The 25536-nt window shown below is 61.9% G+C and carries 22 protein-coding genes; 9 read left to right on the top strand and 13 right to left on the bottom strand.

Translation table 11 applies throughout. The annotated features are described in order from the left end of the window. Positions 1 to 111: 111 nt before the first annotated feature. The 6 genes from LCU97_RS22320 to LCU97_RS22295 all read right to left on the bottom strand — a co-directional run bounded on the left by LCU97_RS22320 (position 112) and on the right by LCU97_RS22295 (position 7484). Positions 112 to 1068 carry a DUF3829 domain-containing protein gene (locus LCU97_RS22320; RefSeq protein ID WP_232777796.1) on the bottom strand — a complete coding sequence of 319 codons (957 nt, stop codon included), beginning with the start codon at positions 1066 to 1068 and terminating at the stop codon, positions 112 to 114. Next, positions 1065 to 2726, bottom strand: a complete 1662-nt coding sequence (locus tag LCU97_RS22315; RefSeq protein ID WP_232777795.1) for a J domain-containing protein — start codon at positions 2724 to 2726, stop codon at positions 1065 to 1067. Before LCU97_RS22315 ends, LCU97_RS22320 begins: the two co-directional genes overlap by 4 nt. Next, on the bottom strand, positions 2723 to 4429 hold the full coding sequence (locus tag LCU97_RS22310) for a molecular chaperone HscC (RefSeq protein WP_232777794.1): 1707 nt from the start codon (positions 4427 to 4429) through the stop codon (positions 2723 to 2725). The genes LCU97_RS22315 and LCU97_RS22310 overlap by 4 nt, the downstream gene beginning before the upstream one ends. Positions 4430 to 4617: 188 nt before the next feature. After that, on the bottom strand, positions 4618 to 5352 hold the full coding sequence (locus LCU97_RS22305; protein WP_053157105.1) for a substrate-binding periplasmic protein: 735 nt from the start codon (positions 5350 to 5352) through the stop codon (positions 4618 to 4620). A 7-nt stretch (positions 5353 to 5359) separates the two neighbouring features. Next, positions 5360 to 6712 carry a GGDEF domain-containing protein gene (locus LCU97_RS22300; protein WP_232777793.1) on the bottom strand — a complete coding sequence of 451 codons (1353 nt, stop codon included), beginning with the start codon at positions 6710 to 6712 and terminating at the stop codon, positions 5360 to 5362. A 1-nt stretch (position 6713) separates the two neighbouring features. After that, complete coding sequence (locus tag LCU97_RS22295; RefSeq protein ID WP_053157099.1) at positions 6714 to 7484, bottom strand: substrate-binding periplasmic protein; 771 nt, start codon at positions 7482 to 7484, stop codon at positions 6714 to 6716. Between the two features lie 212 nt (positions 7485 to 7696). On the opposite strand from LCU97_RS22295, the gene treA reads away from it, so the two are divergent. Beyond that, positions 7697 to 9322: an alpha,alpha-trehalase TreA gene (gene treA, locus LCU97_RS22290; protein WP_232777792.1), complete on the top strand. Its 1626-nt coding sequence runs from the start codon at positions 7697 to 7699 to the stop codon at positions 9320 to 9322. A 22-nt stretch (positions 9323 to 9344) separates the two neighbouring features. Then, positions 9345 to 9881 carry a DUF488 domain-containing protein gene (locus tag LCU97_RS22285; RefSeq protein ID WP_053157095.1) on the top strand — a complete coding sequence of 179 codons (537 nt, stop codon included), beginning with the start codon at positions 9345 to 9347 and terminating at the stop codon, positions 9879 to 9881. On the opposite strand, the gene LCU97_RS22280 is transcribed toward LCU97_RS22285, so the two are convergent. Then, positions 9853 to 10827 carry a DMT family transporter gene (locus LCU97_RS22280; RefSeq protein WP_053157092.1) on the bottom strand — a complete coding sequence of 325 codons (975 nt, stop codon included), beginning with the start codon at positions 10825 to 10827 and terminating at the stop codon, positions 9853 to 9855. The genes LCU97_RS22285 and LCU97_RS22280 overlap by 29 nt on opposite strands. Positions 10828 to 10901: 74 nt before the next feature. Between LCU97_RS22280 and LCU97_RS22275 the strand changes: the two genes are divergently transcribed. Next, positions 10902 to 11756, top strand: coding sequence for a LysR family transcriptional regulator (locus LCU97_RS22275; RefSeq protein WP_053157089.1), 855 nt, complete (start codon positions 10902 to 10904; stop codon positions 11754 to 11756). A gap of 12 nt (positions 11757 to 11768) precedes the next feature. Here LCU97_RS22275 and LCU97_RS22270 read toward each other — a convergent pair whose 3' ends face one another. Then, positions 11769 to 13484: an amidase gene (locus LCU97_RS22270; RefSeq protein WP_232777791.1), complete on the bottom strand. Its 1716-nt coding sequence runs from the start codon at positions 13482 to 13484 to the stop codon at positions 11769 to 11771. 266 nt (positions 13485 to 13750) lie between these two features. On the opposite strand from LCU97_RS22270, the gene LCU97_RS22265 reads away from it, so the two are divergent. The 3 genes from LCU97_RS22265 (at position 13751) to LCU97_RS22255 (ending at position 16831) form a co-directional block, all read left to right on the top strand. Then, on the top strand, positions 13751 to 14755 hold the full coding sequence (locus tag LCU97_RS22265; protein ID WP_053158828.1) for an ArsJ-associated glyceraldehyde-3-phosphate dehydrogenase: 1005 nt from the start codon (positions 13751 to 13753) through the stop codon (positions 14753 to 14755). A 9-nt stretch (positions 14756 to 14764) separates the two neighbouring features. Beyond that, the gene (gene arsJ, locus LCU97_RS22260) at positions 14765 to 15982 is read left to right on the top strand and encodes an organoarsenical effux MFS transporter ArsJ (protein ID WP_053157083.1); all 1218 of its coding nucleotides are present in this window, start codon (positions 14765 to 14767) and stop codon (positions 15980 to 15982) included. 159 nt (positions 15983 to 16141) lie between these two features. Continuing rightward, positions 16142 to 16831 (top strand): phosphoribosyltransferase, encoded by a 690-nt coding sequence (locus LCU97_RS22255; protein ID WP_232777790.1) that lies wholly within the window; start codon positions 16142 to 16144, stop codon positions 16829 to 16831. Positions 16832 to 16852: 21 nt separating this feature from the next. Here the strand turns inward: LCU97_RS22255 and LCU97_RS22250 are convergent, their stop codons facing one another. After that, a complete protein-coding gene (locus tag LCU97_RS22250; protein WP_232777789.1) occupies positions 16853 to 18220 on the bottom strand; it encodes an erythromycin esterase family protein in 1368 nt (455 codons plus the stop codon). Positions 18221 to 18341: 121 nt separating this feature from the next. Between LCU97_RS22250 and LCU97_RS22245 the strand changes: the two genes are divergently transcribed. From LCU97_RS22245 to LCU97_RS22235, 3 genes are all read left to right on the top strand, one after another. Further along, positions 18342 to 18620 (top strand): hypothetical protein, encoded by a 279-nt coding sequence (locus LCU97_RS22245; protein ID WP_232777788.1) that lies wholly within the window; start codon positions 18342 to 18344, stop codon positions 18618 to 18620. 96 nt (positions 18621 to 18716) lie between these two features. Next, positions 18717 to 20891, top strand: coding sequence for a PAS domain-containing sensor histidine kinase (locus LCU97_RS22240; RefSeq protein ID WP_232777787.1), 2175 nt, complete (start codon positions 18717 to 18719; stop codon positions 20889 to 20891). Positions 20892 to 20893: 2 nt separating this feature from the next. After that, positions 20894 to 21286, top strand: a complete 393-nt coding sequence (locus LCU97_RS22235) for a response regulator (RefSeq protein WP_053157062.1) — start codon at positions 20894 to 20896, stop codon at positions 21284 to 21286. Between the two features lie 55 nt (positions 21287 to 21341). On the opposite strand, the gene LCU97_RS22230 is transcribed toward LCU97_RS22235, so the two are convergent. From LCU97_RS22230 to LCU97_RS22215, 4 genes are read right to left on the bottom strand one after another with little or no spacing between them, the layout of a single operon-like run. Next, complete coding sequence (locus LCU97_RS22230) at positions 21342 to 22280, bottom strand: alpha/beta hydrolase (RefSeq protein WP_232777786.1); 939 nt, start codon at positions 22278 to 22280, stop codon at positions 21342 to 21344. Between the two features lie 60 nt (positions 22281 to 22340). Further along, positions 22341 to 23363 carry a transketolase family protein gene (locus LCU97_RS22225; RefSeq protein WP_053157059.1) on the bottom strand — a complete coding sequence of 341 codons (1023 nt, stop codon included), beginning with the start codon at positions 23361 to 23363 and terminating at the stop codon, positions 22341 to 22343. Beyond that, on the bottom strand, positions 23360 to 24208 hold the full coding sequence (locus LCU97_RS22220) for a transketolase (protein WP_232777785.1): 849 nt from the start codon (positions 24206 to 24208) through the stop codon (positions 23360 to 23362). Before LCU97_RS22220 ends, LCU97_RS22225 begins: the two co-directional genes overlap by 4 nt. Before the next feature lie 17 nt (positions 24209 to 24225). Next, positions 24226 to 25524 carry an MFS transporter gene (locus tag LCU97_RS22215; protein WP_053157053.1) on the bottom strand — a complete coding sequence of 433 codons (1299 nt, stop codon included), beginning with the start codon at positions 25522 to 25524 and terminating at the stop codon, positions 24226 to 24228. Positions 25525 to 25536 lie beyond the last annotated feature (12 nt).

The following is a 25536-nucleotide window of genomic DNA, read 5'->3' as shown; positions in this document are numbered from 1 at the left end:
CCAGGCGCTTGCCATCGCAGCCAAAGGGCTACCGCTAATCTTCCTTTGTTCCCGGATTTGCTTGACTGGCCGAGAGCGCGTGGACGGGCTGCTCTTCATCTCGTACGTGCCTCAGTACTGCAGCACCACCGCAGCGTTGTAGCGCGTCTGTAACTCATCGTAGCCGGCTCGGACCGCGGCGAGATCCTGGTTCAACGTCATGGCGTCAACACCCGATGCCCAGTGTTGCTGCAGGCGCTCGACGGCACCAAGCCATTGCTTGGCCGCCAGGCTGATCAAGCTCCACACGGGCTGCTTCCCGTCTGACGAGCGTAAGCGGGGGCGCGCCTGTACGAAGGCTTCGGCGGCCGTCCAGCTGGTTGTGAGCGGTCGATAGAAGTCGAGCAACTGTTGCGGCGTCAAATCCGCCCCGTTGGTCATGGCGTCCAGAGCGTTGATGGTTTCGCGTGCATGGATCATGAAGCGCAGCGTATGCCAATGCTGGTCCTGCCCCAGGCGCTGTTCGATGGATGCCAACTGCTGCTCACGAACCAACAGTTGCGGCCGTTCCAAGGCCTGGCGCAAGGGAATCGATTGGGCACGAGCCTCTTGCAGACCCGAGCGCAGGGCGCGGTCGAGTGGTTCGAGTCGCGATTGATCCCGATCGCTGGGCCGGATAGTCAGCCAGCGCTCGGTCGCTTCGGCGTGCGGTCGCAGGCTGTCATAGGCTCTGACGTAGTTTTTGGCGAAGTACTGCAAGCTGCCGGGTTCTCCATCGAACCATCGGTAGCAGGGCGATGGTTGGGTGTCCTCGGAAGGAATGACGTTGCCGGAGCCCATACCGAAGCCGGAAAACAACCTTCGGTAAGGGCTGGTCTTGGTGGCAGGCGCAATCAAGTCGCGGTAGTCGGCAAAGCGACGTTCCAGAAGATCCGCGCCGTTCAACAGGCAAGTGTTGATCTGTTGGACTTCCAGCCAACGCGAACGGGTTTGCTGATCGATGTGCCTCGGACCCTCCAATTGCAGGACCAGCCAGGTCAGGCCCAGCAGTGCGATAACGGCGATGGCAAAGGCTCGGTTACTGATCATGGTTGATCTGCCTGGGACGTCTTGGGCACATGCCACTGGCGGGCGGACAATTGCACTGGGCAGGGCGTAGTGGTGAGCTGGCGGGCGACACAGGTTCGCTGCGGCCAGGCCTGCAGACCCTCGTTGGCGGCGAGTGGCGCGTTCCCTGCAAAGGTATTGCCCAACAGGACCAGAGGAATGAGGATGCCCAGGAAAAGGCCGACCAGGACATCGTCCGGCAATCGTTCATAAAGCCGCGAATACATTGAAGCGATGCGTTTGGAAGTCGCGCCCCGGCTCATGATGGCCGACGTGGCGAGGATGCCGAAATACGTCGCCGACCCTGCAAGCCCCCCAGCCATGTAGATGACACCACCCAGCAGCCCGACCCACAGGCTCTCGCGGATCGGTAGCGGGGCAGGACGCCGAAAGCTGAGCCAATGCCCGTATCGCTCGTGGAGCCATTGGTCGAGACGCCATGCGCGGCTCAACATCTTGCAGCCCGCGTTGAGTGCCCAGGCGACAGCACCCAGAAACAGGGCGCGCAGGAGCAGATCGATCACGCTGATGTAGAAGCTGCCACCGAGGCGATATTCCAGCAACCAACTCATGCAGGCGCTGGCGCCAACGATGGCCGCGGGCACGGCCACCGCAGGAGGCCGCCGGCGCAACGGGCGCCAGTTGTCGGGGGCCAGCTGGGGCATTTGGTACAACAGTTGCGGATGGCGAAGCTGGACAGTGCGATACAGCTCCTCACAGGCGTCCCAGTCGGCCGCGCTGAACGTAATGCTCAGGCGCACGCGAGCGTCTTCGTCCAGGGATCCGAACAACATGCGTGCTGCCTGGGAGGCGCTGCTGTCGTAGAACTGCGTGAGCCGGACCTGGTTTTGCACGAACGTGGCGCACTGACTTTGAGCCAGCAGCTGGCTCCACCAGGGTTCGGGACAGGCGCTGTGGTGGCCGCTCAGCCTCCACCCCTGTTGGGCACACACGCCTTCGAAGAGTCGTTCCGACCAGCCCGGTGCCTGCAACAGGATCATCGCCAGGCTCTGGTTCAGCCATTGGCGCGCATCCAGTGTTTGCAGCCAGGGACTGGCTGCGAGCTGTCGGGCCAGATCGAGGAAACGCTGGGTATCGTGCAAGACCTCGGTCAAGCGGGAACAGGCATGATCCATAAGCCTGCTGCGCAGGTGTTCGGTGGCGGCATGGGGCAGGTCTTCACGCTGCCAAGGCGTGAGCCAGTGCAACTGCTCGATAGCCGCTTCGGCCAGCGCGTAGTTGTCCTCGTCTGGCAGACAGCGTTGCAGCAGACCGTGCTCGAACGCTCGCTCGCAACCCTGGAGGCGCGCCTGGGCCAGGCGGTCAGCGAGGTTGGCAGCGTCGACCCCCTCCAGGCATTGCTCGGCCAGGCGCTGGGCCGGGGACGGCCTTTCGAGTGGGTGAGGTGGAACGGGCGGTGGTGCCTGAACATCGTCGAGAGGCGCAGGCAGTTGGCTGAGGGTGGGTGCTTCAGGTTGCCATTGCGCCCATTCCAAAGCCTGTTCATAGGCTTGGCGCAACTTCTGGAAACCCTCGGGATCATCATCCGGCCGATGGCGCTTGAGCAGGCTGGCGTACTGGCGCTTGATGCTGCGTTTGTCTGCGTCTTCCGACAGACCCAATACTTCCCAGCAACTCATCGCCAGACATCCCGTTCCAACGCATCGAGCTGCTCCGAGATCTGTATCCGCATCGCCCGGATATCATGAAGCTCCTGGGTTTCGAGCATCTGGGCGAAACGAGTGGCCAGGTCGTCGACCCGCTGACGCAGTTCACCGCGGCTTTCCTGGTAAAGGCGTTCAAGCCGTGCGACCAGCACGGTATTGGGCTGTTCGTCGCGCGGGTGGATCTTCAGCGCCTCCAGCGCTTTGAGGCGCTGGGCGATCTCTTGGTCGTCCAGCACGCCGGCGTTATTGGCAATCACCAGATTGTGCCGTTCTCCGGTCTGGACAGTTTGCGCATCGGCCTCCAGCAGGCCGTTGGTGTCATAGGTGAAACGTACGTCGATACTCACTTCCCCCGCTGGCATGGGCGGCACGGGAATTTCCAGCTCGCCAAGGAGAATATTCTCGCTGACCTGGCGGCTCTCGCCCTGATAAACCTTCAGCACAACGACTTTCTGCTGGTCGCGCAGGGTCACCACGCGCTTGACCCTGCTCACGGGCACCACGCAGTTGCGTTCGATGATCGGCAGGTAATGGCCGGATTCGAGCCTGCCACCGTACTCGACCGAAATCTCGATGCCCATGGAATAAGGGCAGACATCGGTGAGCACCACTTCTTCAAGCGCCGCATCGCGGCTTTTCAATCCCGCCTGCACGGCAGCACCCAGTGCCACGGCTTCGTCAGGGTTGAGCTGGATGGACGGGAAGCGCCCGAACAGGCTGGCGGTCAATTTGCGTACCAGTGGCATTCGGGTGGTGCCACCGACCAGCAGCACTTCGTCAAGTTCACTGGCGCGGATGCGGGCATCGCGCAGGGCGGTCTCGATGGGCGCGCGCAAGCGAGCGAACAGCGGGCCATAGAGCTCGGCCATTTGCGCCTGGGTGTATTCATGGTGCCATTCCCGGTCGCCGTGGCGCACCGAAAACGTGGCGCTGGGGTCATGACCGAGCGATTTGCGAACGCGTTCGGCTTCACGGCGCAAGCGGCTGAACAGGTGCGCGTCACCAAGGGGGACGGGACCAGCGGCAGCCTTGGCCTGGGTGGCGACGAAAGACTGGAGCAGCAATGTGTCGAAGTCTTCCCCGCCCAGGTAGTTGTCGCCGGCGCTGGCCCGGACCTCCATCACACCTTCGAACAACTCCAGGATCGACACGTCGAAGGTCCCGCCGCCGAGGTCGAATACCAGGAAGGTGCTGGCGTTATCGTGCTGGTGCAGGCCGTAGGCGAGGGCGGCGGCAGTGGGTTCGTTGATGAGCCGTTCGACCTTGAGGCCGGCCAGTTCGCCGGCGATGCGCGTGGCTTTGCGCTGGGCATCGTTGAAATAGGCCGGCACGCTGATGATGGCTTCCTCGACCGGTTCGCCGAAATGCCGCTCGGCATCCTCGCGCAGGCTGCGCAGGACCATGGCCGAAAGCTCTTCGGCGCGGAACTGACGATTGCCCAGCGTGGTCAGGCGGGCGCTGCCCATGTAGCGCTTGAAGAGTGCGGCGGTTGCCTGGGGATGGGTTTGCAGGCGCTCCAGCGCGGGCCGGCCGACCATCATTCGACCTTCGTCATCCAGCCCCACCACGCTGGGCGTCAGCCACTCGCCGAGCGCATTGGGCACCCGTTGCGCGGCGCCATCGCGCCATGCCGCGATCAGGCTATGGGTGGTGCCCAGGTCAATGCCGACAATCATGTCCGTTAAGCCTCCCTTACTTGATGGTTGCTCGCGATGACGCTACCTGCGAGCCGGCCAGCGTAGCAGAGATGTACCGACGTGGCGTGGGCAGCTTATTTCATTTTCAGCCTGGGTTTTGTAGAACAGTGCCTGCTCGCCTGTTTTCGCCTTGCCTGATTGCCGTTCGATGACTTTTCGTACAAAGCCTAACGTTCCTCCCGCATGATCCGATCCACTTCGCCAGAAGCCTTCAACTGCTCGAAAGCGGTCCGTGCCCGGGTGACGATTTCATCCGAGGTGTCCAGGCTGAAGGCCATGGAGACCCTGGCCGGGCGCTCGTCGATGGAATAGGCTTCTTCAAGCGCGTCAAACGGCACGTGCTCGTCTTCGCTGATCACCCGCGCCGCATTCTCGGGCATCGGCAACAGCTGTACCTGGTGGTTGAGCAGTTTTTGAAAGTTGTCGCGACGATCGGCCGAGACGACCAGCCGGGTGAATCCCTGTTGTTGCAGCAGTAACTGCTTGGAGTCGTTGCGCACCACCCCCACGCTGTAGCGCTTGGCGTCTTCGAGGCTGGCCAGGACGATGTCGTGGCGCTCGCGCAGCTTGTAAAGCTTGATCGTGACCCGCTCCAGTTCACCCACCCATTTGAACAATGGCTCGCGCAGCGGGGTGCGATCCATTGGATAGATCAGTACATTGGGTTCGTGCAGAGCCTTTTCATAAGCCCGGGCCCAGGGATAGAGCAGGATATGGTGATCGGTCAGTCCTGCTTTTTTCAGGGTTTCTTCGACGACGCGGGTGCCTGGTCCGACGAGTTTGTCATCACGGAGGTAGGCATACAGGGAGTCCTCGGTCACCACTTCGATCTCCAGGGCATGACTCGCCTGGGGGAACAAGACGAGGATGCAATACAGGCAGAACGTCAGGCAGTAATGCATACAGGTCTCACTGGTCTTGGATGGCGACGCGATTGCGCCCTTGGTGTTTGGCCCGGTAAAGCGCCTGGTCGGCGCGTTGCAGCAACTGATCGAAATGGTTCATGGTCACTGGGTCCAGCTCGGCCACGCCGATGCTCAAGGTGACGAAGGTCGATACCGCCGAACCGCTGTGGGGCAGTTCGCGTTCGGCCAGGCGTGCACGGACTTGTTGGGCCGCCTCTTGAGCTTGTTTGGCGTCGACGTTGGGCAACACCACGACGAATTCCTCGCCGCCCACGCGAGCAGTCAATTCGCCCGAACGTTCGAAGACGCTACGCAGGGTTTCAGCAATTTGTTGCAGGCACTGATCGCCTTTGAGATGACCGTAGGTGTCGTTGTAGGCCTTGAAGAAGTCGACATCGCACATAAGTATTGTCAGCGGCGTCTTGTGGCGGATTGCCCGACGGAATTCGACTTCCTTGAGCTCATCGAAATAGCGACGGTTGGGCAGACCCGTCAATGCATCGTGGCGTGACAGCGCTTCAAGGGCCTGGTTGGCGGCCTTGAGTTCTGCGGTCCGGGCCTCGACCAGATCGGCCAATTGATCGCGGCTGGCGGCCATCGCCAGTTCGTCCTGGTGCTGGCGTTCCAGGTGGGCCTGGAGGTTGTCCTGAAGCTCGTTGACCTGGGATTCGAGCAGGCTCAGTTCGTCCTGGCCATGCACCCTGCGCTGCAATTTGAAATGTCGCTTGAGGGTTCCCGGCGTAAGGTTCCCCAGGTGCCGGGCAATGTGGACGACGTGCACCGTCACCAGGCGGTTGAACACGGTCATGACCAGGCCCGCCAGCAACAGCGACTGGATGACCTGGGTGATGACGATGCTGCGAGCTTCGCCCCATAGGCGTTCCCAGAGCAGATTGTTATCGCCTTCGATCGTCAGTTCGCCGACTTTTTCATGGGCGCCGGCATAGGGCTGGGCAACCAGCTCGCGGTGCAGCACAGGCGCCGGGCCGGCGTTCACTGTGTTGTATCGATTGAGTTCGATGACCTCGGTCGACTGGCCGGGACGCGGGATCGTGAGCAACAGGCGACCGACCGGTGCCGCCTTCGCGACGCTGGCGAGCTGCTTGTTCAATGATTCGCGGTCCATTTCCCAGATGGCATGGGACAGGGTGTTCTGGAACACCTGGTCGATCAGGACCAGTTCCGAATTCATTTCCGCCAGGTTGTGTTCCCAGGCGAGCCAGGTCCGCAAGGTGACCATCGCCAGGGTAAAGATCAAACAGAACAACAGCGTCGCCAGTACCAGGCGTCGCCCAAGGGACCTGAATACCTTTATCTTTGTCTGTTGCGCGGACGCCGTCTCGCCATTACGCGCCATATCACAACCATTTGCGCAGTATGGCATCGTAGACGCCGTTGCGACGGATGGTTGCCAGGCCCGCACGGAATTTCTCCACCGTTTCGACAGGCGTATTGCGGCTGAACGCCATGCTCAGGCCTTCATCGCTGCTCAGGTCGGGAATCGGCAGCGAACGAATCAACACCTTTTCCGGATCCTCGCCGTTCTGACGGGTCAGGTACAGCGCGTTGAGCTCGTTGGAAATCCACATCTCCACATGGTCGACCTTGAGCTTGCGATAGTTGTGTTCGTACTTGGTGCTTGATTGCAATTGCTCGCCGATGCGGAAACCCTTTGAGATCAGGTATTGCTCGCCCACGTCCTGGTTGACGGTGGCAATCTGGAAGCTTCTGGCATCCTCCAGCGAATTGAGCTTCACCGGCCGTTCAGCCAGCGAATACAGGTACCACCGGGTCGGAGCGATGGCGCCTACCCACTGGAACAGCGATTCACGCGCAGGCGTGCGGGCGATGGAATAGATCAGGACGTTGCTTTCATTGAGGGCCAGCTCGTAGGCGCGTGCCCAGGGCATGGGCTGGATCGAAGCGTGCACGCCGACTTCCTTGAGGACAGCCTCGACCACTTCGGTGCTCATACCGGTCACTCGTCCATCCTGGGTCATGTTGTACGGAGGCAGCTCCTCCGTGACGATGCGCAACGCAGACTCTGCCGCAGCATTCGGCGAAAACCCGCCTGCGGTCACAAACATCAATACGACAAGCACCAGTAAGCGATTAAACGGCAAGACCATCGATTGTTTACCTTATATGACCAGCAGGGCCCGACGAGGCCTTGGAGTCCATCTACTCAATGGTTATCGGCTGGGCCTATCCTGGCTTGAATGTCACTCGTCGAGGCGAAGCGCTCGGTCGCTCTGGTTTGGCCGATGTTCATTTAAATGAACCGAGGTCCATCGCGTCAGGTCACTCGTTTTGTCAGGAACGACAATACACGGAGCCGCTGATGCGACCATTGCATTTCACCAGCCTGTCCTTCGCCGCCGTGCTGTGCGCGGCCTGTTCAAGCCAACCCGCCGCAACCTGGAGCTACAGCGATGCCCAGGGTCGCACTCCGCTACCGCCCGACCAGGCCTACCCCGAACTGTTCGAAGCGGTGCAGCGCGACCAGGTGTTCACCGATCAGAAGCACTTCGTGGATGCGCTGCCCATCCGCGATCCCTCGACGATCAGCGCCGATTATCTGGCCCGTCGTGGCAGTACCGGCTTCGACCTGAAAGCGTTCGTCAAGGACAACTTCGTCGAGTCTGGCGAAGCCGAAAGCCCAGCGCCGAAACCCGGCGCGCCGATCAAGGAACACATCGACAATCTGTGGCCCGTACTGAGCCGCACATTCAGAGAAGTGCCGCAGTACAGCAGTCTGCTGCCACTGCCGCAGCCCTATGTAGTGCCCGGCGGACGCTTTCGCGAGATGTATTACTGGGATTCCTATTTCACCATGCTGGGGCTGGAGCAAAGCGGTGACAGGGCCCAGGTTCGCCAGATGACCGATAACTTTGCCTACATGATCGACACCTACGGCCACATTCCCAATGGCAACCGCACTTACTACCTGAGTCGCTCGCAGCCGCCGTTCTTTGCCTATATGGTGGAGTTGCAGGCGCACATTGAAGGGGACCAGGCCTACGGCCGGTACCTGCCACAATTGCAAAGAGAATATGCCTATTGGATGGAAGGTGCCCGTACGCTTGAGCCTGGAGCCGCCGTCCAGCATGTCGTCAAGCTCGCCGACGGCAGCGTGCTCAATCGTTATTGGGATGCCAGCCCGACGCCTCGGCAGGAGTCGTGGTTGCAGGACGTCAAGACTGCTGAGCAGGCGTCCGGCAGGCTCAGGCAGGAGGTGTGGCGTGACCTGCGGGCCGGTGCCGAAAGTGGCTGGGACTTCAGCTCCCGCTGGCTGGGTGACGGGAAAAACCTGTCGACCATACGCACCACCGCGATCGTGCCGGTGGACCTGAACAGTCTGTTGTATCACCTGGAGCGCACCATCGCCAAGGCGTGCGACACCACCCGGAACATGCCGTGCACCCAGGCGTACAGCCAGCGCGCGGACCAGCGCCAGCGCGCCATCGAGAAGCATCTATGGAACGCCGAGGGCGGCTACTACGTGGACTACGACTGGCAACTGAAGCAGCAACGCCCGGCACTGACCGCCGCGACGCTGTTCCCGCTCTACACCGGCCTTGCCTCCACCGAGCGTGCTCGTCGCACGGCTGACGCGGTACGCGATGGCCTGGTACGTCCCGGGGGAATTGCCACCACCCAGGTCAGCAATGGTCAGCAATGGGACGAGCCCAATGGCTGGGCGCCGTTGCAGTGGGTTGCGGTGGAAGGGCTGAGCCGGTACCAGCAGACCGAGCTCGCGCAGCAGATCGGTACGCGCTTCTTGCAGCAGGTACAGAATCTCTACCGAGACGAGGACAAACTGGTGGAGAAGTACGATGTATCTGGCGCCGGGCAAGGCGGGGGTGGGGGCGAATACGAGCTGCAGGACGGTTTCGGCTGGACGAACGGGGTCACACTCAAGCTGCTGGAGAAATATGGTCAAAGTCCTGGAGCCGTTGATCAATGACAGAATTGCTCGAGGGTCATCCATGAGTCATGGCACCGTCTATACGATCGGCCATTCGACCCGGACCCTCGAGCAGTTCGTGGAAATCGTTCAGGGCTTCGGCGTGGATACGATTGTCGATGTCAGAACGGTCCCGCGATCCCGGACAAATCCTCAGTACAACCTGGATACGTTGCCCGACTCGTTGGCCGGGTTCGGGATCCATCATGACCGGATCCTGGAGCTCGGCGGGTTGCGCAAGAAGTCCACGACCATCCCCGAGCAAACCAACGGCTTTTGGAACAACCGGAGCTTTCATAACTACGCGGATCATGCACTCACGGAGACGTTCGAGGTCGGCCTCGAACGCCTTCTGTCACTGAGCGAAACCCGACGCTGCGCCATCATGTGTGCCGAAGCGGTCTGGTGGCGCTGCCATCGCAGGATCATTGCGGATTATCTTTTGGTCCGGGAAGTTGAAGTCATTCACATCATGGACAAAGGCAAGGCGAGCAAGGCCTTGTTGAATCCCGTCGCGCAGGTGCATGGGCTCAAGCTGACGTACCCGGCGGCGAAGTAGCAGGGCTACCGCCTGGTAGTGCGTCCCGAGCTTCCGTACGTACCACCATCCAGATGCCGATTCCGGATGCAGCCATGCCCACTGCCATTTGCCAGGACAGCGGTTCGTCGAACATGGCCCAGGCCCACAGCATCGTAATGGGCGGGCTGAGGTACAAAAGGCTGGTGACGCGGGTGGCGGTCGCACGACGCAGGCACATCCAATAGAGCCCATAGCCGCCTATCGTCGACAATCCCGCGGTCCATAACACGCTGAGCGCGAATCCCGTCCCGGGTATCGGCGCAAGGCCACCCTGTGCGCCCTGGGCAATAGCGAAGGCAAGGCCCGACACCGCGCATTGCAACCAGAGATTGGGCAGCAAGCCCATTCGCTGCGAAGGACACAGAGATTTTTGCCAGAGGGTCGCGACGGCGAGGGAAAACATGCCCAACAACGGCAGGCCATAGGCCCAGATCGGGGCGTTTCCCCAGGCCAGTGCACCCTGGGTCACCAGGGCAACGCCGATCAGGCCGATCACCAATCCGACCCAGACTGGCCAGGCCAGGCGCTGGCCGAGAACGCCAGCGCTCAACAATGCCAGGCCCATCGGCAGCAGGTCGGCGAACAGCGCAGCCAGGCCGGCGGGTACGCCGAGGGCGATTCCCTGAGTAATACCGGCCAGGTAGCCCGCCATGGCCAGAAGCCCGATGCCTGCGTTTTTCAGCAGCACCGTACGTGGGGTCTGCAGCAACGCTTTGATGACGAAGGGAAACAGGACAAGCGAAACCAGGACGCAACGCCAGAACACCACCAGCCATACGGGTGCGTAATCCAGCGAGAACCGAGCACCGACAAACCCCGAGCTCCAGGCCAGCAGCAGCGCAGCCTCGAGCATGGGCAATGGAATCGCCAAGCGCCAATCAGGCTTGGTCAGGGGGCTGCGGGACAGTGTTTTTGGTCGGTTCATGCCCAAAGGCTACGAGAGCGGACTAATCTAATAAATCAAAATGTCCTGTAGCAGTCGTTCAGGAAAACTGAATCATGGCTTCCATTCTCGATATCGAATTGATCCGCACCTTTCACACCGTGGCACGGCTGGAAAAATTCAGCGCCGCGGCCGAGCAGCTTCACAAAAGCCCGGCGGCGGTGAGCGTCCACATACAGCGGCTGGAAGCGATCGCCGGAGGACGGTTGCTCAACCGGGATAACCAATCCGTCTCCCTGACCGGGCTGGGCAAACGTTTGCTCATGTCGACGGGCGAGCTGTTGAGTACCCATGATCGAGTGCTGGCCGACCTGCAGGGCACCCGCCTGGCAGGGCGCGTGACCTTTGGTGTGCCGGATGAGTATGCCGACCATGTCATCCGTGACGTCCTCCCGACCTTTGCCGGGGCGTGGCCAAACGTCGTACTGGAGCTCAAGACGGCACCCAGCTATGCGCTACGGGATCAGGTACAGCGTGGGAAAATCCAGGCGGCAATCGTGACCCAGCCAAAAGGTCAGGGTGTTGGGCAGGACCCGGTGCTGGAAACCACCACGCCCGTCTGGGTCGCGTCGATGAACACGGCGGTGACGGCGTTGGAGCCGCTTCCGTTGGCCGTGCATGCTTCGCAGTGCCCTTATCGGCAGGCCATGATGGAATCGCTCAGGCAGAGCGGCCGCCGGTTGCGCATCGTATTGGAAAGCCCCTCCAACCAGGCGGTGAAGGCCTGCGTGGAGGCCGGGCTGGCGATCAGTCTGATAGATCGGGCGCGTGTAACGGAGCGCATGCAGATTCTCGACGATCTGCCCGTCATAGCAGAGCATGAGGTGGTGTTCATGCGGTCGCAGGCCTCACACGCCGATGAGGCGGTGAGCCTGCTTTTGCGGACCCTTCAGAGACACTTCCGATTGTAGGCGGGGAGGGTTTCAGCGCCCCCTGGCCGACAGCGGCGGCGTCCGGGGTGGAACCTGACGTTTCGATCCCAGGGACTCATACGCCGAGGCCAGGCGCAACAGCGTCGAATCGTCATAGGCACGGCCGGCAAATGTCAGCCCGACGGGCATGCCGATGTCTGCCATGATGCCCATCGGCACCGTGACAGTGGGAACGCCCAGGTGCCGGATGGCCAGGTTGCCGTTGGCGACCCAGACCCCGTTGCTCCAGGCGATATCGGCGGACACCGGGTTGACGTCGGCGTCCGCTGGCCCGACATCGGCCACGGTGGGGAAGATCACCGCATCGAGGCCGAGGTGGTCCATCCAGTCTTCCAGATCGATCTTGCGTGTCGCTTCAAGCCCACGCAGGCCATCGGGCAGGGTGGGGATCTGGTCCCAGGGTGTGATACCGCGCTTGGCCATATTCACGTATTCGTCCATGCCGGCGGCAAGGTCGTCCTCACGGTTGGGCAGGGTGCCCGGATCGTGAGGGAAAATCAGCGGGCCGTCGACGTCGGCCAGGCGGTTGAGTGCCGGATCGTCGTTGGCCCGCAGGAAATCATCGAACGCCCAGGCCGACAGATCCCATAGCTCATGGTGCAGGAACGCCTTGGACACCAGGCCGCGGGTGAACACGGTCGGCGCGCCCGGGCGGTCGCCTTCGCAGTTGGACACCAGCGGGAAGTCAACCTCGATCACTTGTGCGCCGCAGGCTTCGAGCGCCTGGCGAGTCTGCTCCCAGAGGGCAATCACCGAGGCACGGGTGACGATGCGTTGCCCTGTCGGACCGCCAATGCCCGGCGCTTCGGCCGTACCGGCTTCGGGATCGGCATTGATGTACATGCGGGGAACGCCGAAGCGGACGCCGGCCAGAGCGCTTGCGTTGGCGGCCAGCTGCGGATAGGAAACGGGCCGGACGGCGTCTACACTCGGGATCGGCACCCAGGGTTGCAGGCGCCACAGGTCTCCCCGGGTGTCCGGGTCATTGGCCACCACGACATCGAGCACTTCCAGAAGATCGGCCATGGTCCTGGCGTAGGGCACGACCACGTCCATCGTCGGCGTCAGTGGCCAGTTGCCGCGTACCGAGATCACCCCGCGGGAAGGGGTATAGGCGCACAAGCCATTGTTCGATGCCGGGCCACGCCCGCTCGACCAGGTTTCTTCAGCCAGGCCGAACGCCGCGAAACTGGCCGCCGTTGCAGTGCCCGCACCATTGGAAGAGCCCGATGCGAACGGGGCGGTGAGATAGTCGCGGTTGTAGGGGCTTTCCGCGCGGCCATACACCCCGCGCTGCATGCCGCCATTGGCCATGGGCGGCATGTTGGTCTTGCCCAGGCAGATCGCCCCGGCGGCACGAAGCCGTTCGATGGTGAACGCATCCCGATAGGCGATCAGCTTGGCGAAAGCCGGGCTGCCGGAAGCGGCGGTGAGCCCCTTGACCAGGTAACTGTCCTTGGCCGTGTAGGGAATGCCGTCGAGCGGCCCCAGTGTCTGGCCTCTGGCGCGACGGGCATCCGATGCCTGCGCCTCGGCGAGCGCTTCGGGATTGCGAACCACGACCGCGTTGAGCGCGGTGGGCGTGTCGGGGCCATCGTAGGCATCGATCCTGGCGAGGTAGGCCTGGACAAGCTCAACCGCCGTCGTCTGGCCGGATTCGAGCGCTGCGCGCAGTTGGGCAATGGAAACTTCGGTGATTTCGATCATGCTGATATCGCTGGGGACGGTAGGTGGATCCTGGCCATTTCAGATGCCTCGAAGTGGCCGGTGATTTTCATGTCGTGCACTGTACTACGGGAAAGCAGGCTGAGGTTTCTTCAAATCAAGGTCGGGCCAAAATTTGAACGACCTGCGCAGGAGTTCTCGTTGCATGCAGCACTCGCAAGCGCCCCACCAGGGACAAGCGGAGCAAGGCTTTTCTTTATATTTGGAAAAACATATATTCGGTTTTTCGCATATGGGTGATGGCAAGCATGACGATCAAAGTGGGCATCAACGGTTTCGGGCGTATCGGTCGTCTTGCTTTGCGGGCGGCGTGGCAATGGCCGGAATTCGAGTTCGTGCAAATCAACGATCCGGCCGGCGACGCGGCCACCCACGCGCACCTGCTGAACTTCGATTCAGTGCATGGCCGCTGGAATCATCGGGCCGATTCCCAGGGCGACAGCATCGTCATTGACGGCAAACAGATCAGGGTCACAGCCAACAAGGCAATTGCCGACACCGACTGGTCGGCCTGCGATCTGGTGATCGAGGCCAGCGGCAAGATGAAGACGGTCGCCGTGCTCCAGGCATACCTCGATCAAGGCGTGAAGCGTGTAGTGGTCAGCGCCCCGGTGAAGGAGAAGGGCGCGCTGAACATCGTCATGGGCGTCAATCATCAGCTGTTCAAGCCCGCCGAACACCCCATCGTCACGGCGGCATCCTGTACCACCAATTGCCTGGCGCCGGTGGTCAAGGTGATCCACGAGAAACTGGGCATCCGCCATGGTTCGATCACCACTATCCATGACCTGACCAACACCCAGAGCATTCTCGACCAACCTCACAAGGACTTGCGCCGCGCCCGTGCTTCGGGCATGAGCCTGATTCCCACCAGTACCGGCTCGGCCACGGCCATCGCGGAGATCTTTCCAGAATTGCGCGGGCGCCTGAACGGTCACGCCGTACGCGTGCCCCTGGCCAACGCTTCGCTGACTGACTGCGTCTTCGAGGTCGAGCGAGCCACCACGGTCGAGGAAGTGAACCGGTTGCTCAAGGACGCTTCCGAGAACGAATTGAAGGACATCCTCGGTTTCGAAGAGCGTCCGCTGGTGTCCATCGACTATCGTACCGACCCGCGCTCATCAATCATCGATGCGCTGTCGACCATGGTCATCAATGGCACCCAGGTCAAGCTCTACGCCTGGTACGACAACGAATGGGGCTACGCCAATCGCACCGTCGAATTGGCCCGGATGGTGGGCCTGGCGGTCTGAGGAGCAACCATGAAAACCTTGCCCGGCCCGGTGCGGCAATATCTGCTCGTGACGGGCAATTACTGGGCCTTCACCCTCACCGATGGTGCCTTGCGCATGTTGGTGGTGCTGCATTTCCATGCACTGGGTTATAGCCCGTTGCAGATCGCGGCGTTGTTTCTGTTCTATGAACTCTTTGGCGTCGTCACCAACCTCGTGGGCGGCTATCTCGGCGCCCGGCTGGGGTTGAACCGGACCATGAACATCGGGCTGGGCATGCAGGTCGTTGCATTGCTGATGCTGACCGTTCCAGCCGCATGGCTGACGGTGCCCTGGGTGATGAGCGCGCAGGCGCTGTCTGGCGTCGCCAAGGACCTGAACAAGATGAGTGCCAAAAGCGCCATCAAATTGTTGGTGCCGGATGGGCAGCAAGGCCGGCTCTACAGTTGGGTGGCGATTCTCACCGGTTCGAAAAACGCCCTCAAGGGCGTGGGTTTCTTCCTCGGCGGGGCCTTGCTGGCATGGATCGGTTTCAAGGGCTCGCTGCTGGCGATGGCTGGCGTACTGGGGCTGATCTGGCTGGGTAGCCTGATCCTGCTGAAAAAGGACCTGGGCAAGTCCAGGGCCAAGCCCAGGTTTCGCGACCTGCTGTCCAAGAGCCGGGCGATCAATCTGCTCTCGGCGGCGCGGATGTTCCTGTTCGGCGCACGCGACGTCTGGTTCGTGGTGGCCTTGCCGGTCTACCTGAGCAGCGTCCTGGGCTGGGACTTCTGGAAGGTGGGCGGGTTTCTCTCCGCCTGGGTGATCGGCTACGGCATCGTGCAATCCTTCGCTCCGCGCATCACCGGCAAGAAACGGGGCCATGTGCCGGATGGCCGCACGGCGTTTCTCTGGGCCCTTGCCCTGGCGGGCCTGCCGGCAGCCATCGCGCTGGGGCTGGGCGGCGGGCCGTCGCAGGGGGTGCTGCTCGGCGGGCTCATGGTGTTCGGTGTGCTGTTCGCCGTGAACTCGTCCCTGCACAGCTACCTGATTGTTTCCTACGCCAAGGAGGACGGCGTTTCGTTGGACGTGGGGTTCTACTACATGTCCAACGCCATGGGGCGGTTGATCGGCACGCTGCTGTCCGGTTGGGTGTACCAGGTGCATGGCCTGGAGGCGTGCCTGTGGATCTCCAGCCTGTTCGTGGTGGTGGCGGCCGTGGTGTCGGTGGGGTTGCCTCGGCATGCCGATCCGGCGGCCAGCGCCTGATCGCCTCGAACTGGCTTCGTGATCCAACCGGCACTCAGTCGAACCGGGCTATTCTTAATGATGCCGTAGAGGCGTTATCAGGGCATTGATCGCGCCCGGCGGGTTGATTTCGTTGAAATTCATCACGTACGCAGGCGTCTTCGCCTGGGGAGGTTCCCAATGGGTCAGAGTCCCTCGCTGCAAACCGTCTTGAAGGACCGGCGCGCCGCAGGACAAGGGCTGGCGAACCATTTGCTCAAGTACGCCCATCGACCGGATGTTGCCGTGCTGGCCCTGCCTCGCGGCGGGGTCCCGGTGGCGTATGAAGTCGCCACCGCCCTGCAAGTGCGCCTGGACCTGATGCTGGTGCGCAAGCTGGGCATGGCGTCGAATCCAGAGTTCGCCATGGGCGCCATCGCCAGTGGCGGGATCAGAATCCTCAATGACGATGTACTGCGTGCGCATCCGATCGACCAGGACCGCTTCGACGCGGTGGTCGAGCAGGAGTCACGCGAGCTGATGCGTCGTGAACAGGCGTACCGGGGGACGCGCGCGCCGCTGCAGCTCAAGGACCAGGTGGTGATTCTGATCGACGATGGCCTGGCGACGGGAGCTTCCATGATGGCGGCGATCCACGCGGTGCGGACCCAGGCACCTTCGCGCATCGTCGTCGCCGTACCGGTTGCCCCCCTGGAAACCCTGGAGGCCTTGCGCAGCGAGGTGGACGAGGTGATTTGCCCGCTGGTGCCTGAGTGGATGATCTCGATCGGTCATTGGTACGAGGACTTTTCCCAGACCCCGGATGAAGTCGTCATCGATCTGTTGCAGCGTGCCTGGCAACGAGAGTCGACGGGCGACGTCCATCCGTAGGGTCAGGCTTGTGCCGGCCGGCTACACGCCGAACGGAAAGGTTTCGTCTTCCGATTCGATTGCCTGGCCCTCGGGCAATGCCAGTGCGGTTACCGGTTGCGTCTGTTCGACCCAGATCATGGCGTCGAATTGCTCGGCCAGCACGGCCTCGAAGTAGTGACTGTGGCGTTCGGTTTCGGGGCGGTAGATCACGCCGATGGCCCTTTCCAGCAGGGGCTTGGAGAGGGCGTGGCGCAGCTCCGTGCGTCGTGGGTCTCGCCAGTCGGTCAGGGACGCCGCGATGCCTGCCTTGAGGAACTGATATTCCCAACTGTCAGGGCGGGACGGGCGGACGTCCTTGATGAGCATGTCGCCGTCCCAGTCGTCGGCCGCTGCCACCTGGCCGCGGTCGGTGCCCATGCCGATCAGCACCGCGTCGTGGCCATGGGTGTTGCGGCAGAGCTGGCCGATATTGAATTGGCCCTTCCAACCCATCTGCGTGGCGGCCGCGTTGCCGATGTGGGAGTTATGTGCCCATACCACCGCTTTCGCTTGGGGGCCGCGATGTTCCAGCAGAGCCTGCAAGGTGTCGAACATGTGTTGGTCGCGCAGGTTCCAGGAGGTGGTCGATCCGCGATAAATCGCCCGGTAATAATGCTCGGCCGCTTGGACGACCCGTGCATTCTGCGCGGCATTGAAAAACGCCTCGTCGTCCTTGACCAGCCCCGCCAGCCGTTCGGCCAACAGGGTATTGAGTTGCTCGACCACCGCATTTTCACAGGGCATCAAGCCATCGCGTTCGACGAAGTGGCCGTACAACGCAGGCTCATCCTGCCAGGGCGTCAGGCAGCCATATCGCCGTCGGGCTTCCTGGGCCAGTCGGGGATCGACCCGTTCCAGATAGGCCAACACTTCATGGATGGAGTTGCGCAGACTATAGATATCCAGCCCGCGGAATTCGACGCGATTGTCCGGGGCCAGTCGCTGGTTGTAGCGATGCAGCCAGTGGGCAAACGTCTTGACATCGGTGTTGCGCCACATCCAGGTCGGGAATCGGCTGAAGATGTGCCGTTTCCACGCCGAGGGTGCCTGTCCCCGGACGTATCGGTCCAGATGGCCCGCGTCCGGCCAGTCCGCTTCGACGGCAACGATGCTGAAGCCGTGCCGCTCGATCAGGCGTCGGGTGATGGCCGCTCTGAGTCGATAGAAGTCGCTGGTGCCATGGCTGGCCTCGCCGATCAGAACCACCCGTGCGTCGGCGTAACGGTCGAACATCGGGGCGAAGTCAGGTGAGTCCGGATCGGGCAGCGGTTCGGCGTAGCGCCGCAGGACCGAAGCGATGATCGTCTTCCCATCGGGAGAAGGGAAGCCGAGGGGGCCTTGCCGTGCGTCTTGCGAGGGTGTGGTCATATCGTCATCCCCTTGGGTGTGGATGTTCGATGGCGACGCTGACAGGAGGCCCCCAAGTCGCAGCGGCGCGGTTCGCTCTCGGCTGCCTTTCGCTCCACCTATAAGGATAAGGACAAGCATCATGCCCATGTGTTCAGCCGTTCACTGCAGCTTGTCCCTGGCCGGCGGTACACCGGATTACGACGCCACGCCGGTACAGTACCTGGCGCAATTGCACGTCCCTGGCTTAGCCACGGCGTGCTGGTGCCCGGCATCTATCGAATGGGGGACGGACCCGCAGAATATCGCCTTCGCCCGGGCCGCGCTGGCCCTGCTGGAGCAGTTGAACGCATTGGCGTGTCCAGCGCCGCTGATGCATGTGTTAATGGTGCAGGCGCCTCGGGTATTGTTCGGTTTTTGAGAGACCAGGACGATAGATCCCGGTTTTCCTGAACTCGTGAGAACAATGGGAATCTGAGAGTCCATTGCGGCAGTGCGAAAAGATCGAGGATGACCGATGTCGAATGTTGAAGAGCTTTCCAGGGAAGCACTGGCGTCAAGTGAATACGAAAGCCTGGTTTCGATTGGCGCAAACGCGCTCGAAGCCATTCCTGGTGCCGTGTACCTGTGCGACCGGCACGGATGGCTCGTCAGGTACAACAGCGAGGCCGCCGAACTCTGGGGACGTACGCCCGTGCTGGGGGAGAACGGGGATCGCTTTTGTGGTTCCCACCGGCTGTTCCTGATTGACGGAACACCCCTGGCGCCCGAGGATTGCCCGATGGCCGTGGCCCTCAACGAAGGCAGCGTGACCCGCAACCAGGAAGTCATCATTCAACGACCGGATGGCTCGCGATTCGTGGCACTGGTGAATATCCGGGCCCTGAGGGACCGGCGGGGCGTTATCCAGGGGGCGATCAACTGCTTCCAGGACATCTCGGTGCACCACGCCGTGGCCGAGCAATTGCGGCGCAAAAGTGCCGACCTCGAAGACTTCTTCGAAAACAGCGCCGTGGGTCTGCACATTGTCAGTGGCGACGGGGTCATCCTGCGCGCCAACAAGGCAGAACTGGCGCTCCTGGGCTATTCGGAAGAGGAATACATCGGCCGTCATATCACCGAGTTTCATGTCGATGCCCCCGTCATTGGTGAAATCCTCCATAAACTCGCCAGTGGTGATTGCCTGCAGGACTACCCGGCGCGCCTGCGGGCCAAGGATGGCTCGATCAAGTATGTGACGATCACCTCGAACGGACGGTTCGAAGAAGGCAAGCTGTTCAACACGCGTTGTTTCACCATCGATGTGACCTGCATGCATGCCGCCGAGGCGGCGCGCCAGGAGAGCGATGAGAGGCTGGCGGCCACCTACGAGGCGGCCACCATCGGTATTGCCGAGGCCGACGTCGACGGGCACCTGCTGCGTGTCAACGATGCCCTTTGCCGCATGCTGGACCGCTCTCGCGAAGAACTCCTGGACATGACATTCCTGGACTATACCCATCGCGACTGCGCCGGGGAGGACGCGGCGCTTTATGCGCGTCAGGTGGCCGGCGAGCTGGACAGCTATGTGGTTCGTAAGCGCGCCGTGAAACCCGATGGCGAAATTCTTTACCTGGATGTGCACAGTTCATCGGTCAGGGACGCCGCCGGTGGCTTTCGCTATGGCGTGCGGGTGCTTCAGGACGTCACCGCGACGCAGCGGATGGAGCAGCAGATCCGTGAAAGCGAACGGCACATGCGCAATCTCCTCGAGGCGCTGCCCGCGGCGGTCTACACCACCGATGCGCAGGGCCGTATCACCTTTTACAATCGGGCGGCGGTGGAACTGTCGGGCCGTACGCCGCAGTTGGGTGACCTGTGGTGCGTGACGTGGAAGCTGTTCAACACCGATGAAACACCGCTGCCTCACGATCAGTGCCCGATGGCGGTGGCCCTGAAGGAAAACCGGCCGATACGCGGCGTAGAGGCCATCGCCCAACGGCCCGATGGCAGCCGCGTGCCGTTCACCCCGTACCCCACGCCTCTACATGATGCCGAGGGAAACCTGGTGGGAGCGATCAACATGCTGGTGGACATCACCGAGCGCAAACAGGCCGAGAACAGACAGAAAACGCTGATCGACGAGCTCAATCATCGGGTCAAGAATACCCTGGCCACCGTGCAGTCTCTGGCGGTGCAGACGGCGCGCGATGCGGTGGACGCGAAGGACGGCTACAAGCGCTTCGAAGCCAGGCTTTTGGCGTTGTCCCGTGCGCATGATCTGCTGACCCGGCGCCACTGGGGCAATACGCCGCTGGATTCCCTGGCCCAGGAAGTATTGATGCCGGTGTTCGGCAGCGATCCTGACCGCGTGATCGTCGAGGGACCGTCGATCGATGTCGGTACTCGGGTGGCGCTCAACCTGACGATGACCCTCAACGAATTGGCGATCAACGCCCTTAAATACGGCGCCATGTCCGTCGAAACGGGCTCGCTGTCGGTCAAATGGGAACTGCAGCCGCAACCCCATGGAACGTTGTTCACCCTGGACTGGCGCGAATCGGGAGGGCCGGTGGTGTCCCGGCCGGAGCGGGAAGGGCTGGGGTCGAGATTGATGAAGCGCTGTATCGAGCGTGACCTGGGGGGCACGTTCGACCTCACCTTCGCCCCGCAGGGCGTGTCCTGTCACTTCTCGTTCCTCATTGGAGCCTAGGCATGACGCCCTTCGCCGGAGTCAGGGTGCTCGTTGTCGAGGACGAAGGCGCAATCGCCCTGTTGATCGAAGAGTTACTGGAAGACCTTGGCTGCGAAGTCGTGGCCTCGGTCGCCCGGTTGACGGCGGCCCAGGATCGGGCCAGTACGGCGCACATCGACTTGGCGATCCTCGATGTCAACCTGGCTGGCGAGCGGGTTTTTCCGGTGGCGCAGATCCTGCGCGATCGCGGCATCGCGTTTCTGTTCAGCACCGGCTATGGCGCCAGCGGCGTGCCGGCCGAGTTCGCAGGTTATCCGGTCCTGCACAAGCCGTTTTCCGAAAGCGAGTTGCAGCACAAGATTGGCTTGGCGCTGAAGGGAAGCACAACGATGTGTAGTGGACTTGGATCCTGAGAACATTCCTGCCCCCGTGGGATCAGAGCACAACCGAGTGAGACACAGGGCACCTTTAGCCCAGGAACTGCCTTAGCGCTCGAACAACATCAATCGCCAACTGCGTCGTGATGCGCCCGGGCACCTGGTCGAACATATGCGGCGCGCCTGGGTAGACATGCAACTCCACCCCCACGCCCGCCTGTGACAACCCCATCGCGTAAGCCACATCCTCATCGACAAACAAATCCAACGCCCCAACTGACAGGAAGCAGGGTGGCAGTCCACCGAGCGCCTGCTCCAACGCCGGAGAAAACCACCCAACCCGTCCATCGTCCAGGCGATAGCCGCCGCGCAGGCACTCCCAGCAGAACTGATTCTGCGCCGGCAGCCAATTGAACGTACCGGTGCTGGGATTCAGGTAAAGCGAATCCGACGAACCCGTTCGATGGTCGAGCATCGGGTAAATCAGCACCTGAGCGGCAACCGGATATTGCTGCCTGTCGCGCGCCATGATCGCCAACGCCGCGGCCAACCCACCACCGGCGCTATGACCCATGACCACAATGCGCTGTGGGTCGAGGTTCAGGCTCAGGGCGTTGACGTGCATCCAGCCAAGGGCCGTATAACAATCCTCCAACGGGGCAGGAAAGGCATATTCGGGCGCCAGCCGATAATCCACCGCGACGATCGGCACCTGCAGCTCATCGGCCAGGTCGGCCAGATAATCGTCGGCCATTTCCGGCCTGCCGAGCACGAAGCCGCCACCATGGACATACAGAATTGTCGGAGGGGGCGCTCTACTGACACAGTTCGTGGGGCGGTAGAAACACAGCCGCAAACGCTCGCCGTCCGTGCCCGGAATCCAGGACTCTGTGCACCGGACGCGGTGCGCTGGTTTGAATGCCGAGTGCACACGGGTGCGAATAGCGGGCAGGGTATCCAGTGACCAGCGTTCCGGGCTCGGGCTCATGAAGCTGTGAAACGCTGGATCGAGCAGTTCTTCTGGTTTCAAAGTGCTGTGTCCTATGCGTCGGGCAACGGGGCACCGGCAAGGGCACCCCGCGCTTTTTCATTACAGCCAGGTTTTGATCTGCGTACAAACCGCCTGGGATGAAATACCGTAGCGGTCATGCAACGTGGGCAGGGCGCCCGCGTCGAGGAAGACATCCGGCAGGCCGATCTGCCGGAACGTCGGCGTCACGCCATTGCGCAGCAGCACCGTGGCCACGGCTTCGCCCAGCCCACCGATCACCGAGCTGTTTTCCGCCGTTACCACCAGCCGTCCTGGCTTGCGGGCTTCGGCGAGAATGGTCTGCTCGTCCAGTGGCTTGATTGTCGGTACATGCAGCACCGCAACGTCGACACCGTCAGCCTGCAACGCTTTGGCCGCTTCCAGCGCACGCATGGTCATCAGACCGGTGGAAACGATCAGGACATCGTTGCCTGTGCGCAGCGTCTTGGCCTTGCCGATCTCGAATTGGTAGCCGTATTCGTCCAGCACCAACGGCACGTTGCCGCGAAGCAGGCGCATGTAGACCGGGCCCTGGTGTGCGGCGATGGCCGGCACGGCCTGTTCGATCTCCAGGGCGTCGCATGGATCGATGACCATCAGGTTAGGCATGGCGCGAAAGATCGCCAGGTCATCGGTGGCCTGGTGGCTGGGACCGTAGCCAGTAGTCAGGCCCGGCAAGCCGCAGACGATCTTGACGTTGAGGTCCTCTTCGGCAATGGCCATGCAGATGAAGTCATAGGCGCGCCGGGAGGCGAACACGGCATAAGTCGTGGCGAACGGTACGAAACCCTCGCGGGCCATGCCGGCCGCTGCGCTCATCAACAATTGTTCGGCCATGCCCATTTGATAGAAGCGATCGGGATGGGCCTTGGCGAAAACGTGCAGGTCAGTGTATTTGGACAGGTCGGCGGACAGCCCGACGATGTCCTTGCGCCGCTCGGCCAGCGTCGCCAGCGCATGGCCGAAAGGCGCCGGTTTCGTGGCCTGGCCTTCGGCGGCAATCGACGCAATCATCGCTGAGGTGGTGAGGCGTTTCTTGGCCGGCTCGCTCGTCGAAATCGAGGTGTTGGCGGTGTTGCTCATGGCTGTTTTCCTTCTTCGAGATTGCTCAGCGCCAGGTCCCACTCATGTTCTTCGACGCGGATGAAATGGGTTTTTTCGCGGTTTTCCAGGAACGGCACGCCCTTGCCCATCCGGGTGTCGCAGATGATCACCCTGGGTTGCGCGCCGGGGTGGTTGCGGGCGGCATCGAAGGCGGCGACCAGCGCGTCCAGGTCATTGCCATCGACCCGCTGGGTGAACCAGCCGAAGGCCTGCCAGCGGTCGACAATGGGTTCGAAGCAAAGGATTTCGTTCGAATAGCCATCGGCCTGCTGGTTGTTGACGTCGACGATGGCGATCAGGTTGTCGAGCTTCCAGTGGGAGGCTGACATCACCGCTTCCCAGGTCGACCCTTCATTCAACTCACCGTCGGACAGTAGGTTGTAGACGAAGGAAGACGAGTCTTTGCGTTTCAATCCCAGGCAGGCGCCGACGGCAATACCCAGCCCCTGACCCAGCGAGCCGCCTGTGATTTCCATGCCTGGGGTGTAGGTGGCCATGCCCGACATGGGCAAGCGGCTGTCATCGGCGCCGTAGGTTTCCAGCTCATCCAGGGGGATGACACGGGCTTCGATCAACGCCGCGTACAGTGCGATGGCGTAGTGACCGATGGACAGATAGAAGCGGTCGCGTTGTTCCCACTCAGGCTCGTCGGGTCGGTAGTTCAGGGCATGAAAGTACGACACCGCCAGCAGGTCGGCGGCGCCGAGGGCCTGGCCAACGTAGCCCTGGCCCTGGACTTGTCCCATGCGCAACGCATGATGACGGATGTTGTGGGCGCGTTCAGCCAGCGACGTGGACGCGGTGTGGGCAGCAAGGTTAGTCATGGTAAGACTCCGGTAACTCAACGATTGACCAGGGCGGCAGGGATGCGCAGCACCAGCAAGGCACCGCCCAACAGCACGCCGGTGATCAGGTACATGCCGATGGCGCTGGAGCCGGTCTGCGTAGTGATCCAGCCAATCAGGTAGGGCGAGCAGAAGCCCGCGAGGTTGGCGAAACTGTTGACGGCGGCGATGCCGGCTGCGGCAGAGACACCACCCAACAAGGTGGTGGGCAACATCCAGAACATCGACGAAGCGGACAGAATCCCCGAGGCGGCCAGGCACAGGCTCAGGATCGACAGCAGAACGTTGCCGCCCAGCAGCGCGGCGAGGGTCAGGCCCAGAGCGCCAGCGATCATCGGCCCGATCAAGTGCCAGCGACGCTCACGATGTTTGTCGCCGCTGCGTCCCACCAGCAACATGGCGGCAATGGCGCAGAGGTAGGGCAGGCTGGTCAGGAAGCCAATGTGCAGCGGATCGGTCACCCCGGCGTTACGCACCAGGGTGGGCAGCCAGAAGGTGATTGCGTACTGGCCCATCACCACGCAGAAATAGATCCCCGCCAACAGCCACAACCGACGGTCATGGATGAATTCGCGCACCGAGGTGTGGGTCACTTTTTTCTGTTCGTCTTCGGCCAATTCGCGGCTGATCAGGGCTTTTTCGTCCTCGTCCAGCCAACTGGCCTGATGCACGCCATCCTTGAGATAGCTCAGCACCAGCAGGCCCACCACGACGGTAGGGATGGCTTCCAGTACGAACATCCATTGCCATCCCGCCCAGCCGTGCAGACCGGCGAAGTGATTCATGATCCAGCCGGAGAGCGGGCCGCCGACCATGCCTGACAGTGGGATGGCGATGAACCACAACACCGTCATGCGGGCGCGCCGATAGGACGGGAACCAGTAGGTCAGGTACAGCAACAAGCCCGGTGCCAGACCGGCTTCGGCGACGCCGAGCAGAAAGCGCAGGACATAGAACTGCCACGCGGTTTCGACGAAGGCGAACAGCGCGGAAATAATGCCCCAGGTGATCATGATCCGAGCGATCCAGACGCGCGCCCCGACCTTGTGCAGGATGATGTTGCTGGGCACTTCGCAGAGGAAATAGCCGATGAAGAACATGCCGGCACCCAGGCCGTAGACGGTTTCGCTAAGGGCCAGGTCGTTCATCATCTGTAGCTTGGCGAAGCCGACATTGACGCGGTCAAGGTAGGCGCACAGGTAGCACAGCATCAGGAATGGCATCAGACGCCAGGCAGTCTTGCGATAGGCGTTGGTGCGCACGGTCGAAACCGCTTCGAGCGACAGAGTGGTCATGGGGTCTGATCT

This window comes from Pseudomonas uvaldensis (assembly GCF_021271205.1).
Lineage (GTDB): Bacteria > Pseudomonadota > Gammaproteobacteria > Pseudomonadales > Pseudomonadaceae > Aquipseudomonas > Aquipseudomonas uvaldensis.
This window is presented reverse-complemented; position numbering and strand designations above follow the sequence as displayed.